The 14,879-nt window shown below is 34.2% G+C and carries 11 protein-coding genes; 9 read left to right on the top strand and 2 right to left on the bottom strand.

Annotated features, from left to right (window positions below; translation table 11 throughout):
- Window positions 1-3: 3 nt before the first annotated feature.
- Together BM305_RS04710 and BM305_RS04705 are read left to right on the top strand one after the other, a co-directional pair.
- Window positions 4-1,005 carry a hypothetical protein gene (locus BM305_RS04710; protein WP_092559554.1) on the top strand — a complete coding sequence of 334 codons (1,002 nt, stop codon included), beginning with the start codon at window positions 4-6 and terminating at the stop codon, window positions 1,003-1,005.
- Entirely contained in the window at window positions 1,002-2,318 is a 1,317-nt protein-coding gene (locus BM305_RS04705) for an HIT family protein (protein ID WP_092559553.1), read from the top strand. Before BM305_RS04710 ends, BM305_RS04705 begins: the two co-directional genes overlap by 4 nt.
- Window positions 2,319-2,471: 153 nt before the next feature.
- Here BM305_RS04705 and BM305_RS04700 read toward each other — a convergent pair whose 3' ends face one another.
- Together BM305_RS04700 and BM305_RS04695 are read right to left on the bottom strand one after the other, a co-directional pair.
- On the bottom strand, window positions 2,472-3,611 hold the full coding sequence (locus tag BM305_RS04700; RefSeq protein ID WP_092559552.1) for a toxic anion resistance protein: 1,140 nt from the start codon (window positions 3,609-3,611) through the stop codon (window positions 2,472-2,474).
- The gene (locus BM305_RS04695; protein ID WP_092559551.1) at window positions 3,611-4,954 is read right to left on the bottom strand and encodes a 5-bromo-4-chloroindolyl phosphate hydrolysis family protein; all 1,344 of its coding nucleotides are present in this window, start codon (window positions 4,952-4,954) and stop codon (window positions 3,611-3,613) included. The genes BM305_RS04700 and BM305_RS04695 overlap by 1 nt, the downstream gene beginning before the upstream one ends.
- A gap of 246 nt (window positions 4,955-5,200) precedes the next feature.
- On the opposite strand from BM305_RS04695, the gene BM305_RS04690 reads away from it, so the two are divergent.
- From BM305_RS04690 to BM305_RS04660, 7 genes are all read left to right on the top strand, one after another.
- A complete protein-coding gene (locus tag BM305_RS04690; RefSeq protein ID WP_092559550.1) occupies window positions 5,201-5,506 on the top strand; it encodes a PadR family transcriptional regulator in 306 nt (101 codons plus the stop codon).
- An 11-nt stretch (window positions 5,507-5,517) separates the two neighbouring features.
- On the top strand, window positions 5,518-7,254 hold the full coding sequence (locus tag BM305_RS04685) for a DUF4097 family beta strand repeat-containing protein (protein WP_177214549.1): 1,737 nt from the start codon (window positions 5,518-5,520) through the stop codon (window positions 7,252-7,254).
- Between the two features lie 367 nt (window positions 7,255-7,621).
- The gene (locus tag BM305_RS04680) at window positions 7,622-8,020 is read left to right on the top strand and encodes a hypothetical protein (RefSeq protein WP_092559548.1); all 399 of its coding nucleotides are present in this window, start codon (window positions 7,622-7,624) and stop codon (window positions 8,018-8,020) included.
- A 157-nt stretch (window positions 8,021-8,177) separates the two neighbouring features.
- A complete protein-coding gene (locus BM305_RS04675) occupies window positions 8,178-8,750 on the top strand; it encodes a TetR/AcrR family transcriptional regulator (protein WP_092559547.1) in 573 nt (190 codons plus the stop codon).
- A gap of 66 nt (window positions 8,751-8,816) precedes the next feature.
- The gene (locus BM305_RS04670) at window positions 8,817-11,249 is read left to right on the top strand and encodes a glycoside hydrolase family 2 protein (RefSeq protein WP_092559546.1); all 2,433 of its coding nucleotides are present in this window, start codon (window positions 8,817-8,819) and stop codon (window positions 11,247-11,249) included.
- Between the two features lie 25 nt (window positions 11,250-11,274).
- Window positions 11,275-13,086, top strand: a complete 1,812-nt coding sequence (locus BM305_RS04665; RefSeq protein WP_092559545.1) for a glycoside-pentoside-hexuronide (GPH):cation symporter — start codon at window positions 11,275-11,277, stop codon at window positions 13,084-13,086.
- 86 nt (window positions 13,087-13,172) lie between these two features.
- A complete protein-coding gene (locus BM305_RS04660; protein WP_092559544.1) occupies window positions 13,173-14,861 on the top strand; it encodes a S8 family peptidase in 1,689 nt (562 codons plus the stop codon).
- Window positions 14,862-14,879 lie beyond the last annotated feature (18 nt).

Here is a 14,879-nt window from a genome sequence, read left to right as displayed (position 1 = left end):
TAAATGAATAAGGTAAATATAGTAAATAGCATTATTGAAGGACTAAAGATTGAATGCGAAGAGGTGTATATAAATTCCAATGAAACAGTTGTTTCTGCCGTTTCAAGAATTGTAACTGAATATGTTAGACACAATTTTAACAGATTCGACTTGAACAAAACAACAGAGGAAGGAGAGTCAAAAAGAATTTTCAAGGACGTTGGCTCAGACATATGTCTAATATCATTGAAGCCAACAATGTATTCTTTCACGCAGAATCGATACGGTATCGTGAATAACATAGATATTCCACGAAATAAGTTGTGGAGATTATTCTCAAACGAAATTAATAACGAATGCTTTAGTGTTTGTTTTACTGGAAACGGAACATACAGCAAAAAGGTAAACGATTTAATTTGTTCATTATGGGAAACTAGAAAAATATCTGAAAATTATCCGTTCTTGACATCGTATCTTGGAAGTATCGAGATAGATGGTATAACATATAACATTTGTAAATATATCGAAAACCAAACCCCGCTTGAATTTGTATGGAAGAAGTGTTTCATAGGGACTATGAAACACAATCTTGTGGATGTTGATAAGTTCCAAACGAAATATGGAACTTATATTAAACCAGAAGATGAAACAGAAGAATTTGTTAGGTTTGATTGGAGAAATCCATTCGAGAAAGATGGAGTGAGATACAAGGATGAGTGTATTCCTGATGACTTCGCAGGTTTTTGGGTAGATACAACAGCTGCTAAGAAAACGGTTCTAGCTGTATCTAATATTATATCTGAATTCTTACTTAAAAAAGATTACATATTCGTTGATACTTGTTATTTTATTAATACAAAGGGTTCTGTTGTGTATAGCGAGATAACTCCTGATGGAATGCGAATCAAGAAGAAAGGCAAATGTTTTGACAAGGATTTGTGGAGAATTGGAAAAGAAGAAAGTCTAATATATGATACTTGGATGGGTTTATATGATGATTTAGCAAACATAGGAGGTGAACAATGACCAATGAAATAATTTTTGATGGTGGAGATATGGCAGGAAAATCCACAATAATAAAGTTTCTTAGGGAGTTCGGGTTTAACATAAAAGATCGTGAACCAGAATTTATATGTAAATATATGCTTACTAGTTATTCTCAAGAAGATAGAGTTGAAAAATTAAAGATAAACTTTAAAACTAAGTTGGATGGCAGGTTGATCATTTTCATATACAATGATGATGAAGCAATTATTAACAAGAGAATTAAAGAACGAAAGTTAGATGGAACATTGAGCAAATTTGATGATGATGCTGTAATGTATAATAAAATGTACAGAGATACCGGTGAAAATATATTAAAAGATAATACCATAAAAAATTTCTATTTGTACAACACATCGGGGAAATTTTTATTTGATAATATAATAAATATGATTCAAATATTTACTGAATATGGAATCAGAACGGATAAGTTAATTTATACAACATCTGAAGACGTAAATTTCGAAGAAATCAAAGCAAATAAAATTTTATTTGAAACACTTGTGTCTGGTATAAATCTAGATAAAAATAAGGCGCTTAAGGATGCTGTCAAATTGGTTATGAGAAACGAAGAGTTTGCAAAGATTCCTCTTGTATATAATACGATATCATACTATGAAAATATGGTAATCAAATATAAATATTTCATAGATTATGATTTCGTAGATACAATAAAGAATGATATTACAGATTTTGAACTGAATCAATTATGTCCATGTAGATTTTGCTCACAATTTGTAAATGAAAGCTCTGAATTAAACGAGGCTGGCAATGTGATCATCAAAAAGTATAAGAATTTTGTTTTAGGTGTTGGGATAGGGCAAATATGCGATAGATATTTGATACTGACTCCAATTAGACACATTAGTTCTTTCAGTATGATCAACACAGAAGAACAAGAAGAGTTAAAAAAAATCATGAATGATCTTATCAAGTTTAATCAATCAAAATTCAATTCAAAGACAGCTTTCGTTGAGCATGGTGCAAATTTTATTAATAATTTTTCAAAGACTATAGAACACGCACATTTACATGTTATTTCAACCACGTTTGAACTAGATGATTTTACTCTACCATTCAGAAAAATAGAGTTTAATGAAATATTCAATATCAGCGGTGTATACAATTTATACTTTGATGAAGAAAAAACACTTGTGCATGAATCTAATACTAAAATATCACAGTACTGGAGAAAGTTAATAGCAAGTACAAATGGAAGAGAGTGGGATTGGCGAAAGGCAAAGGAAACAAAACCAGACTTAGAAAAAATTAAAAATATGTATCACGAATTATAGAAAAGAGAATGATGGTGTATAGTTAATTTTGATAACTTTTTCAGGCTATGAGAATGAAAACTTATAAGAATGAAAAAGTCTGGAACTCATTATAAATAGTGCGTTTCAGACTTTCTTTATCAAATGCTGGCATTACAGAATAGATACAAACAATTACCGTTGGCCATTTATATTCAAAAGTTTCATTTTTAATTCTTTTTCAATGCGATTTAATTCAATTTCTGCTTCTTTCCTCTTTTGATGTCCTTCTGTTTGGATACGAAGCACTTCATCCAAAGTAGATATTAAGGATTCATTTGTAAAACGCAAGGTCTCAATGTCTACGATACCGCGTTCAGATTCCTTTGCAGTTTCAATGGTGGCAATTTTAAGCGTTTCTGCATTCTTTTTTAATAACTCGTTGGTCATATCCGTTACTTCTCTTTGAGCCTTTGCAGCCTGAGTAGAGTGAGTAACGCCAAGTGCAAGAACCATTTGACTCTTCCAAAGAGGAATCGTATTAACAATGGTTGACTGTACTTTCTCTACCATCATGGTATCATTATTCTGCACCAAACGAATCTGAGGAGCCATCTGAATTGAAATCATTCTAGTTAATTCCAAATCATGAATTTTCTTTTCAAATCGGTTGCAGATGGCAACAAGGTCGTTAACAGCCTGTGCATCTTCAGGAAGATTGCTAAAATTAGATTTCTCAATTAATTTAGGCAGTTCCTCCGATTGAACTTTCGCTAATTTCTTTTTTCCTGCTAAAATATACATAGAAAGTTCTTTAAAGTATGTTTTGTTTAAATCATACATCTTGTCCAACATAGCAATATCTTTTAACAATTGAACCTGATGGCTTTCTAGAGCTTGACAAATTTTATTGATATTCACCTCTGCTTTATCATACTTTGTTTTCATTACAGTGAGTTTATTGGAGGTTTTTTTGAAAAATCCTAAAAAACCCTTTTCCTCAACATCGGTATCAAAGGATCTTAGTTCCAATACTACACTAGAGAGCATTTCTCCTATTTCACCTAAGTCCTTTGTTTTAACATTATTCAAAGCAGTTTCTGAGAAGTCAGCAATCTTTTTCTGAGCTCCAATACCATATTGAAGAATAAGATTTGATTTACTAAGATCGATTGCATTAGCAAAATCATTTACCATCATTTGCTCTTCTGGCGACAAACTGCTTTCGTCAAATTGAATTGCCTCTGGTTTTGCTGCTTCGGGCTTCGTAGTGATTTGCTCAGCAGTATCTTCACCAAAGGGATCAAAGGTTAGTGTTGGTACTTCATTATTCATTATTTTGTCCTCCCATAGTTTGATTCAAAATCCCCTTGTGTCAGTCCTTCTTGGGCAAGAAGGGTTTCTAACACAGATATATCAGTAGAAACATCCATAGCAGCATCCACAAAAAGGCTGTCAAATAACTTTTCAAATGCCTGATTTATGGTATCTAATGTGTTTTCTATCTCATTTTTTGCTGTAGTAATCGTTTCACCCTGTACAGATTGCCTGTCAAAGTCTTTGTAGGCATTTACTAATTTCAGAGTGGTTGGAAGATAATAATCCATAAACTTCTGTATTTCAGCAAGTTGTGCTGGATGTGATTCTACATAATTAAATATTTTTGCGATAACTTCTTCTAGACGGTACAATTTTCTGGACATATCTTCACTCTGGATAGCATCATTGGCTTCCTTAATCTGTCGAATACATGTTTGTCCATTTTCTATAGCATCTTCTAATTCTGATCGTGTTGTCTGATTAACAGATTGCTTTAAATCTGATATATGGTTCGTTTCTTGTCCGTAGTCATCCTTGCTTTTTGCTTGTTCTTTCTGCATAATCATGTTTTTCTGCAATGCTCTGTATTGATTATAGCTTTCACGATTTAAGATTAGACAGGTTTCCTCATCATCAATATGACCTTCTGGAAACATACCCAGAGAAACCATTTTTCTAAAATCCTTCAGAATAAATTTTTTACTAAGACCACAATTGTGTGATAATTCTTTTATTGAATAATAGCTGCGACCTTGAAATGTTCTTAAATATCGACGAAATCTTCGTAAGCGCTTTCGAATTTGAGAACCCTTGACTGCCATATATAGGAAGATAAACAATAAGGGTGATAATCCAAAAGCAATTGTTCCAAGTACATAAAGGTTTCCAGTTGATGCACCAACTAAATATAACACAAATATTGCGATTCCTACTAGTCCAAAACCCATGTTTCCTAAAACAGTAAGTATCTTTCCAGAAACTCTGCCAATAGGAAAATTTGGAATGTTATTATAGTGCTTTTGTGTCGAAGGATAAGTTGCTTTTGGGTTGTTTCTAGTTGTAGTATAATGTTGAGTGTTGTTTTGTGGACAATTCACCTGTTTAGTACTACCTTCATTATTATTCTTAAATTCGTCGCCATTTTGATGTTCATTACTTTGAGTGTATTTATTATAAGCAGTGTTCCTGTTTCGTTTATTTATAGTATATATGCCTAACGAGTTTCGCACTTCTTCTAGTGCACCATTTACTGTATTGCCAATGTCACTATTTAATTGATGGAAGTCCATGGTATTCACTGCATTTTGAACGATATCCTTTATTTCGTCCCCTATATTTAAATTATTTCTTTTACTCATAATATCTCCTCTGCTATATTATTGTAAATATAACTAGTTCCATTATAACTTATTCTACTGTAATTGACAATTTCTAATATAAAAAAATCAATTCAAAAAATTATAAAACAATTATATTATAATAAATACTATATTGCAATATATAATAGATAGTGATAATATATATTATGAGATGTATATTAGGAATTATATTTATAGTATGATGCAAAGTAAATTGCTTATAATCAGGCGGAAAGGAGTTAGAATATGAATGCACAGTTTAAAAAAGGAGTGCTGGAGTTATGTGTGCTTTCAAAATTAGTTGAGGCAGATCGTTATGGATATGAATTAACAGAAGCAATATCACAACAGATGATAATTTCAACGGGAACCTTATATCTTATTTTAAAACGATTAAAAGATGAAGCTTATGTAGAAACTTATTTAGTGGAGTCAGGTGAGGGGCCAGCTAGAAAGTACTATCATTTAACAGAGCAGGGAAGAATACATCAAGAGACTTTAAAAAAGGAATGGTTAGATTTTGTAAATGTCGTACAAGGCATTTTGGAATAGGAGGATGGATAATGAATAAGATTGAATATTTAAATGCATTAAAAGAAGCTTTAAAGGATACAGATGATAGTGTAATGGAAGAAATATTATCGGATTACGAAGAACATTTTCAAGTTGGGATAGAGAAAGGGAAAAGTGAAGAACAAATTTGTGAAGAATTAGGAACGATCGATGACCTGGTAGAAGAAATCAAGGGAGTATACAATACTGATAACCAAGAAGGTAAATATAAGAATAGTCAGCAATCCGATTCAAAAAGCAAGAAATTTAAAGATTGGCATTTTAATTTTAATAATATTGATAGTGAAAAGATTGGCGGAGTCATTAATAATGCTTTAGACTCAGCAGGCGAAACAATTAGTAAAATTGATGTAATCGAAATTGGTCATACATTAAAAAGCACACTGGACCAAGCCACTTCTTCTATTAATAATTTTGCAGATAGCTATATTAAGAATCAAGGGGATGGCCAATCTGTAAATAAGAGGAATGCAGAAGGTTTTAAAGAAAATGTAACAAAAAGCTATGATGATGCTGAGGAACCTATTGAAAGCACTCAAACAGAGACAGAGAACAAAAAAGAAACAGAAATCAAAGAGGATATTGAGTACGATGATAGTACAATAGATTGGTCAGAAAGTGAGGAAAGCAATGACGAACCAGTAGATTCAGACGATAAGAGCGATACTGTCAATTCAAATAAAGCTAATACAGGATTAAATGTTATAATTGATGGCATATGTGCTAATGTTACTGTACGTAAATCATCTAATAATAAAATAAATCTAAGTTATGAAAACAATGGTAACGATAGACAGAAACAAATGTATGAATTTTATAGTTACAAGGAAGGTAATACAGTTTATGCAGGCATTCGCAGAGTTGGAAAATCAGTATTTTTATTTAACCTTATATTAAATTCAATTAATATCAATGTAGAAGTACCAGAGGGCATGGGCAATATTCATATTAAGACGGCAAGTGGAAATGTTCAGATTGTTGATGTGAATTCAGATAGAATGATAGCAGCAACCGCCAGCGGCGATATTTTAATTGACAAGGTTTATGCAACAGATATTCAAATCAGAAGTTCCAGTGGAGAAATAAAACTTGATGATTTGAATTGCATTCAATTAAATACTAGAACGGAGAGTGGTGATGTTGAGGCTGATAACATAGAAACAAAGTTTCTTTCTCTTAAAAGTTCAAGCGGTGATATTAAATGCAGGAATATAGTTGCAGATATTATTGATAATAGATCCTTTAGTGGTGATTTTAATTACGTTAATGTAAAAGTAAGTGAAGGCAAAATAAGAAGTACAAGTGGCAATATTTCTATCAGTGAATTTACAATGAACAATTCAGATGTCAGCAATGTAAGCGGGAATATTAAATTGTCACAAATTGTTGGAGATGGCTTAAGAGCTGGTAGTACAAGTGGTAATATTACCCTTGATGTCAACGTGAAAAGATGTCATGCCAGTTCAAAGAGCGGTTATGTGAAAGTGAAGTGTCAAGGAGATATTATATTAGAGTCTAACAGCATTAGCGGAAATATTAATGTTAACTTAAAAAACAATGGAAATGGATATTGCGTGAATTCAAGAACTACCTCAGGTGGTCTTTACATTAATTATAACAATATGTGTCAAAGAAATCTGAAAACAGGTACTTATACCAATGGTAATCAAGGAAGTGAACTGATTTTGAGTTCAGTAAGCGGTGATATTCACTTAAATGATTATTAATTATTTGTTAAAAGGTCAAAAAATTAATTGTGATTCTATAATAACTCTTTCAAGTAATAAAACTTCTTTGTATACAGAGAATTGCAGAAACAAGAGGGCTGTCGTTATGGTGCGGAAAGAAATTCCAGTACCACAGCGACAGCTTTTCTTTAAATCCTATACATCTGTACTTGGATTGCATTCATTTTTGTGATATGTTTAAAAAGGAATAAAATATATGATAAAGTGAGGAAATGCTTATGACAGTAGAAATGGATCTATATTCACGAATTTTCAACAAAGTTTGCAAATCGTTTGGTAAAGCTGGAACGATTGCAGGCTTGGGACTAAAGTACATAAATAAGCGGGAGACAAAGGAAAAGGTTATATGGATATTCTAAAGGATTATATAGCAGGTAATGGCTTAGATAACATTGATTCAAGAATTGACGCGCTAATCACATCAATTGTGGGAGAAAGTAATCTTTATTTGGCATCCAATGCTTTTTATGATGCGATGATAGGAAAGAATGTTTCCGGATCAACTTTGGAACTGTGGACTCAAAAGCTAGCTCAATTGGTTTCAGATGATAACCTGATGAATTGCTATTTATCTTTGGAAGGGTATTTGGCGCGGTTAATTCATTACCAGCTCATTGCAACAAACTTAGTCATAGAAGCAAAAAATTATTTATATGATAGTCCCAGCGACCCATACGCTCCAGGTTCTGTGATAAATACTGTCTTTGAAAATAAAAGGCTCCAAACTGGTAAGAATCAGATATAACATCTTATCAGTAAGGAGCCTTTTTAAGATAAAGTCGCGCAAATCTGGCTCATATGATGAAAAAATAATATTTCTTGAAATTGCAGATGATAACTGTTATAATATAGGAAACTAGAAAACTAAAAACAGTTTCTTGGTTTCTGGAAGGGAAGATAGTATGGAATTAAAAGAGCAAATAATTGAGGCAACTATAGAAGAATTTAATGAGAAAGGACTTAAGTTTACGATGGATCAATTAGCCAAAAGAATGGGTATCAGTAAAAAAACGTTATATTCAGTGTTTTCTGATAAGGAAAGTTTATTCTTAGAGGCAATTGATACTTGCTTCTCTGAAATTAAGAGAAGTGAGAAGGAGATTTTTGAGGATGATAAGTTAGATACTATGGAGAAGATTCGCAAAATTATTATCGTATTACCAAAACGATATCAGGCAATTGATTTTCGTCAGCTATATCAGCTGGAGGAGAAGTTTCCAAAGATGTTCCGTAAGATTGAAGCCAGGCTTGAAACGGATTGGGAGCCAACGATACAGTTAATTGAACAGGCTATACGTGAAGGAAAGATTCGTCGTATTGAAATACCTGTTTTACAAACAATGATTAGTTCTACCATAGAGGCATTTATAAAAACTAACGTACTGATTAAAAATGATATTAGTTACACAAATGCTTTGGAGGAAATGATTTGCATCATTTTAGATGGGATTCGTGTAAAAAGTAGTGAAACGTAGTATTATTTATGTAAAAAATAGTCTTATAATTACAACAAGATAAGAAAGTAGAAGGAGTTGATGAAGATGTTTGAACGAGTTCCGTTAAATGACAACTGGTTATATATAGAAAACTTTTGTGAGGTTATGAAAGAGGAGGAATATGACGAATCTAGGATGTCATCTGTTCGTCTGCCTCATACAAACATAGAATTACCCTTTCACTATTTCGATGAAGGTGTCTATCAGTTCGTAAGCTGTTATCGTAGAAAGATATATGGAGAGAGGAGCTACTTAGGCAAACATGTATTCATAACTTTTGAAGGTGTCGCTCATATAGCCAAGATTTACATGCATGGAAAGCTGATTGGAGAACATAAAGGAGGATATACCGCATTTACAATAGATATTTCGCCTTACCTGCATCTAGGTGAATATAATACCTTGGTGGTAGAGGTTGATAGTAGAGAGTCAAATAATATTCCACCGTTCGGCCATGTAATTGACTATATGACTTATGGTGGTATCTACCGCGAAGTCTTCTTGGAAGTGAAAGAGAGTATTTATATTGATGATGTTTTTATTCAGACAAAGGAGGTTAGGAACGAAACAAAGAAGTTACAGGTTGAAGTTACAGTGAAACAATCTCTGGATAAGGCGGGGGAGGCACCATGGAATCAGCATAATTTAGAGGGTAGTTCGGTTAAGCTATTATTGCAGCGAGAGGGCTGTAAGGATGGCATGCATGAACTGGGAAATTATACTTTGAAAGGTGAAACAACGACGATAGAACTACGGGTTTCTGACGTGGAACTATGGGAGATAGAACGTCCAGTGCTGTATATACTCTATGTTGAGTTAGAAATTGATAATGAGCGTGTCGATGGAAAATGGATTCGTTTTGGATTTAGAGAAAGTGAATTTCGTAAGGATGGATTCTATTTAAATGGAGAAAAGATAAAATTACTGGGGCTGAATCGACATCAATCCTATCCCTATGTTGGATATGCCATGCCAAGGAGAGCTCAGCAAACGGACGCTGATATTTTAAAGAGGGAACTTGGAGTAAATGCAGTACGTACGTCACATTATCCACAATCGCAGCATTTCATAAATCGTTGTGATGAACTTGGGCTGCTTGTTTTCACAGAGATTCCAGGGTGGCAGCATATTGGTGATTCTCAGTGGAAGGAAGCTGCTATCCAGAATACGAGAGAAATGATATTGCAGTATAGGAACCATCCTTCTATTGTTCTTTGGGGAGTACGAATTAATGAATCACAGGATGATGACGAATTTTACAATAAAACCAACAGGATTGCCCATGAACTCGATCCATCTAGACAGACAGGAGGAGTTAGATTCCTTAAGAATAGTAATCTTCTGGAGGATGTATATACTTATAATGATTTTTCCCATAACGGTTGTACAGAGGGATTAGAACCTAAGAAATCAGTAACCTCAAATATGGGAGCATCGTACCTTGTTTCAGAGTTTAATGGGCATATGTTTCCAACGAAACCATTTGACTCAGAGGAGCACCGTCTAAATCATGCGAAACGCCATGCAGCGGTTTTGAATTCCTTGTATCAATATAATGATATTGCTGGAGGATTTGGCTGGTGTATGTTCGATTACAATACACATAAAGACTTCGGAAGCGGAGATCGTATCTGTTATCATGGGGTATTAACGATGTTTCGTAATCATAAGCTGGCAGCAAGCGTCTATGGGAGTCAGTTAGGTAGTAGTCCAGTCTGTGAAATCAGTTCTAGTATGGATATTGGGGAACATCCTGCATGCAACCTTTCTAATGTAATGGCTTTTACTAATTCGGATAGTATAAAGCTATATAAGAACGATGAATTTGTAAAGGAGTTCTATCCAGATACGAAGAAATATAGCAGTTTACCGCACCCCCCTATTGTAATAGATGATTTCGTAGGTGAATTAATTGAGAGGAAGGAAGGCTATTGTCATAGTAGTGCTGAGACTATTAAGAAAGTTCTTTTCGCGATTAGAGACAACGGACAGAACCACTTACCGCTTCACCTCAAGATAAAGATGGCTTTAGTTATGCTTAAAGAGAAGCTAAGCTTTCAAGAAGGACTTCAACTATACTACAAGTATATCGGCAACTGGGGAGGAGAGGCTATAAGCTATCGCTTTGATGCTATTCAAAACGGAGTAAGTGTCAAATCAATAGTTAAGAAGCCAGTTAGTAAGCCAGCATTTAAAGTGATAACAGATACGAATACTTTGTCTGAAGAGGGTACGTATGATGTTGCTTCCATTAGAATACTTGCAGTAGATGAGAATGGTGAGAAGCTTCCTTATTTTCAGGAAGTGGTTGAGTTGATTACAACTGGTCCAATCGAAATAATTGGCCCCAAAAAAATCAGCTTAAAAGGAGGTTCCTTTGGAACCTATGTGAAAACCATTGGAAAGGTTGGAGAAGCAAGTCTTAGCTTATGCTCGGAATCTTTAGACAAGGTGACAATCGATTTTACAATTATTTGACGTAAAGAGGAAGGTGTTTAATAATATGAAATTATCAAGAAGAGAAAAGGTGGCGTATGGAGTTGGAGCTATAGGAAAAGATATGGTTTACGCATTCGTATCTGGGTTTCTGTTCTACTATTTTAATACTGTATTGGGAATAAGTGCAACATTCATAGGAATTGTGTTTATGGGAGCAAGAATCTTTGATGCTTTTAATGATCCTTTCATGGGGATTGTTGTGGAGAAAACGAATTCTAGGTTTGGCAAATTTCGTCCGTGGATTTTAATTGGATCAATATTGAATGCTGTTGTATTATACTTCCTATTTTCAATGCCAACTAGTTTAAGTGGTAATCCTAAGTTAATTTATGCGGCAGTGGTCTATTTACTATGGGGAATAACGTATACAATGATGGATATCCCTTATTGGTCAATGATTCCTGCAATCACTGACAGCGGAAAAGATCGAGAAAGCATGTCGGTAATAGCAAGAAGCTGTGCCGGAGTTGGATTTGCATTACCTACAGCACTAACTTTAACCTTGGTAACACAATTAGGTGCTGATAATAAGAGAGAAGGTTTTCGCTATCTTGCAATCATAATAGCAGTTATTTTTGTAATTGCACTAACAATTACTGCGTCTAATGTGAAGGAGAGAAACCGGTTCCAAGGAGAAACTCCAACGATTAAGGATATGTTCCGGGCACTTGTTAACAATGATCAGGCTCTTATTGTAGTGGTATCAGTTGTACTATTTAATGCTTCTTTATATTTAACCCAACAGCTTGCACTGTATTTTTTTCAATTTGACATAGGAAATGAAGAGTTGTATAGTGTATTTGGAACTGTAGGAGGAGCAGCTCAGATATTAGCTATGATGTGTCTTCCAATTATACGTAAAAAATTTGAAATGAAATTAATTTTTACTGGGGCAATTGTGACAGCAATCTGCGGATATATTTTTCTTTTTTTATTAGGTACGCTGAATGTAACCAATCTTATTCTGCTTTGCCTGGCTGCACTTATCATTTTTATTGGTTTTGGATTAGCTACTGTTTCAACTACGATTTTTCTTGCAGATTCGGTAGATTATGGGGAATGGAAAAGTAATCAAAGGAATGAGAGTGTTATCTTCTCCTTACAGACTTTTGTGGTAAAACTTTCATCTGCAATATCAGTACTTTTAGCTGGAATAGGGCTGGATGTGATTAAGCTTGACGTTACTGCTGAGACGCAGACGGAAGGAACATTATTAGGCTTACGTTTGCTTATGACAATACTTCCACTTATTGGACTCAGCCTTGCAGTGTATATATTTCGTAAAAAATATCGTTTAACAGAATCGTTTTTAAAGACGATTACAAAGGAAAATAAGGAGAGGTTTATTATGCATAGAGAAATGAGAAGAATGGATAAAGTACTTTCAGAAAAGGAAATAGACGAAATTTTGTATCATGCTTCATATGGTGTGTTATCCACTATAGGTGAGGATGGAATTCCTTATGGGGTACCAATAAGTTTTGTTCATGAAGGTAATAGAATATATTTTCATTCGGCTGTAGAAGGTCATAAATTGGACAATATACAGTTTAATAATAAGGTATCCTTTTGCATTGTAACGGATGTGGAAACCATTCCAGATCAATTTAACACTAAGTATATGAGTGTTATCCTATTTGGAACGGTTAGTGAGGTTAGTGAAGAAGGGAAAACAAAAGTTTTCAATTTATTTCTGGAAAAATTTTCACATGAATTTATGGAGTCAGGCAAGGACTACATAAAAAAAGCAGGAAAAAATGCTAGGATTTTTCAAATTGATATTGAGCATATCAAAGGTAAAGGAAAGAAAGGTTAATATTTTTGAAAATTTCACATAGATATAACAATATAGAGATATATAGTGCGAGAATATCGGATTCATTATAATGAGGTGATTGGACGTTGCAAGAAAATGTAAATCGGATAGTCAGTGAAGATTATGCAGATTTAGTTGTGGAAACTGTACAGGTACAAAATATATTAGATATGTATCCTGATGCAGAGGCCATTCCTATTAATTTTCAAATTTCTCTAGTTACATATCCTGTGGAATTTTTTACAAATAACACTATAGTTGAACTGGGATATAATGTAGTTCCATCTCTTGTGGGATTGGTGAGTGAGAGTAGTTTGGATGCATCTGGAGTTATAAAATTACGACGAATTCCCATTCTAAATCTTCGGGGCAATGGAACTCTGATAGGTATTTACGATACAGGGATTGATTATACAAATCCCATATTTCAGTATCCTGACGGGACCACCAGGATAGTGTCAATATGGGATCAAACCATACAAAGCGGCAATCCTCCAGAGGGATTTCTATATGGTACAGAATATACGAGAGAGGAGATAAATAGAGCCTTAAAAAGTGAAAATCCTTTTGAGATTGTTCCATCTAGAGATACGAATGGGCACGGTACGATGATAGCAGGGATTGCAGGAGGAAATGAAATTCCAAAAGAAAACTTTTATGGAGTTGCAACGGATGCAGAATTTGTCGTTGTAAAACTAAAAGAGGCAAAGAAATATTTGAAAGAGTTTCAATGTATACCTCCAGGTGCCATTGCTTATCAGGAAAATGATTTTGCTTTTGCATTGCAGTACTTAGTTAATGTTGCTGTACAGTTAATGAAGCCTATGGCGATATGTGTTGCTTTTGGTGCCTCGGAAGGCCCTCATGATGGACGTGGAACCTTTAATAACTATAATGCTTTGGTTGCAGCAACCCCGGGAATAGCATGTATGATTGCAGCTGGTAATGAAGGAAATGCCAAAAGACATTATTTTGGCATGATAAATGACAAAACGGGATATGATATCGTAGAACTGCAAGTAGGAAAAAATGAAGGTAACTTTACAATGCAGTTATGGGGAGAACATCCTAATTTTTATACGGTTGATATTATTTCACCGTCTGGAGAGATAATCCTTGGAATTACTCCAAAAAGAGATGCATTCCAAAGATTTAAATTTCTATTTGAAGGAACTATAATATATGTAGATTATCAATTGTCTGAAATCCAAACTGGAAGTCAATTAATATTTTTTCGATTTATAAATCCAACCCCAGGAATTTGGAAGTTTAAAGTACATGAAAGAGGAGATGTAAAAATTGGTTTTCATATATGGCTGCCAATGCAAGGATTTATTTCGGAAAATACATTTTTTCTTCGTTACGATCCGTATACTACAGTAAGTGCTTATGCTAATAATCCTGTTCCTATTACCATAACAGCCTATAACCCAAAAGACGAAAGTATCTATTTAGAAGCAGGGAGAGGTTATTCAAGTATAGGTGTCATAACTCCTCACATAGCGGCTCCAGGCGTTAATATTATCGGACCAACATTAGAGAATGGTTTTGCAGGATTTAGTGGAACCAGCGTAGCCGCTGCCCATGCAGCGGGAATTGCTGCCATGCTTTTGGAGTGGGGTGTAGTGCAAGGGAATATGCCTAATATGAATTCAATTGAAATGAAGATTTTACTTGTAAGAGGAGCCAGGCGCAGTGTAACTCAAACCTATCCTAACCGTGAATGGGGATATGGCATTCTTGATATTTTTAATGTGTTTAATCGATTGCGATAAGAATGATAAGATAGTAGA

It is taken from the genome of Anaeromicropila populeti, from assembly GCF_900112775.1.
In the GTDB taxonomy this organism is placed as follows: domain Bacteria; phylum Bacillota; class Clostridia; order Lachnospirales; family Lachnospiraceae; genus Anaeromicropila_A; species Anaeromicropila_A populeti.
Note: the sequence above shows the minus strand (reverse complement) of the source record. Positions and strands in the feature narration are given on the sequence as shown.

Bases quoted from the DNA above. Each gene is read 5' to 3' on its own strand.
- BM305_RS04710 (WP_092559554.1), top strand. From the start codon at position 4: ATGAATAAGGTAAATATAGTAAATAGCATTATTGAAGGACTAAAGATT.
- BM305_RS04670 (WP_092559546.1), top strand. From the start codon at position 8,817: ATGTTTGAACGAGTTCCGTTAAATGACAACTGGTTATATATAGAAAAC.
- BM305_RS04690 (WP_092559550.1), top strand. From the start codon at position 5,201: ATGAATGCACAGTTTAAAAAAGGAGTGCTGGAGTTATGTGTGCTTTCA.
- BM305_RS04665 (WP_092559545.1), top strand. From the start codon at position 11,275: ATGAAATTATCAAGAAGAGAAAAGGTGGCGTATGGAGTTGGAGCTATA.
- BM305_RS04700 (WP_092559552.1), bottom strand. From the start codon at position 3,611: ATGAATAATGAAGTACCAACACTAACCTTTGATCCCTTTGGTGAAGAT.
- BM305_RS04680 (WP_092559548.1), top strand. From the start codon at position 7,622: ATGGATATTCTAAAGGATTATATAGCAGGTAATGGCTTAGATAACATT.
- BM305_RS04705 (WP_092559553.1), top strand. From the start codon at position 1,002: ATGACCAATGAAATAATTTTTGATGGTGGAGATATGGCAGGAAAATCC.
- BM305_RS04675 (WP_092559547.1), top strand. From the start codon at position 8,178: ATGGAATTAAAAGAGCAAATAATTGAGGCAACTATAGAAGAATTTAAT.
- BM305_RS04695 (WP_092559551.1), bottom strand. From the start codon at position 4,954: ATGAGTAAAAGAAATAATTTAAATATAGGGGACGAAATAAAGGATATC.
- BM305_RS04685 (WP_177214549.1), top strand. From the start codon at position 5,518: ATGAATAAGATTGAATATTTAAATGCATTAAAAGAAGCTTTAAAGGAT.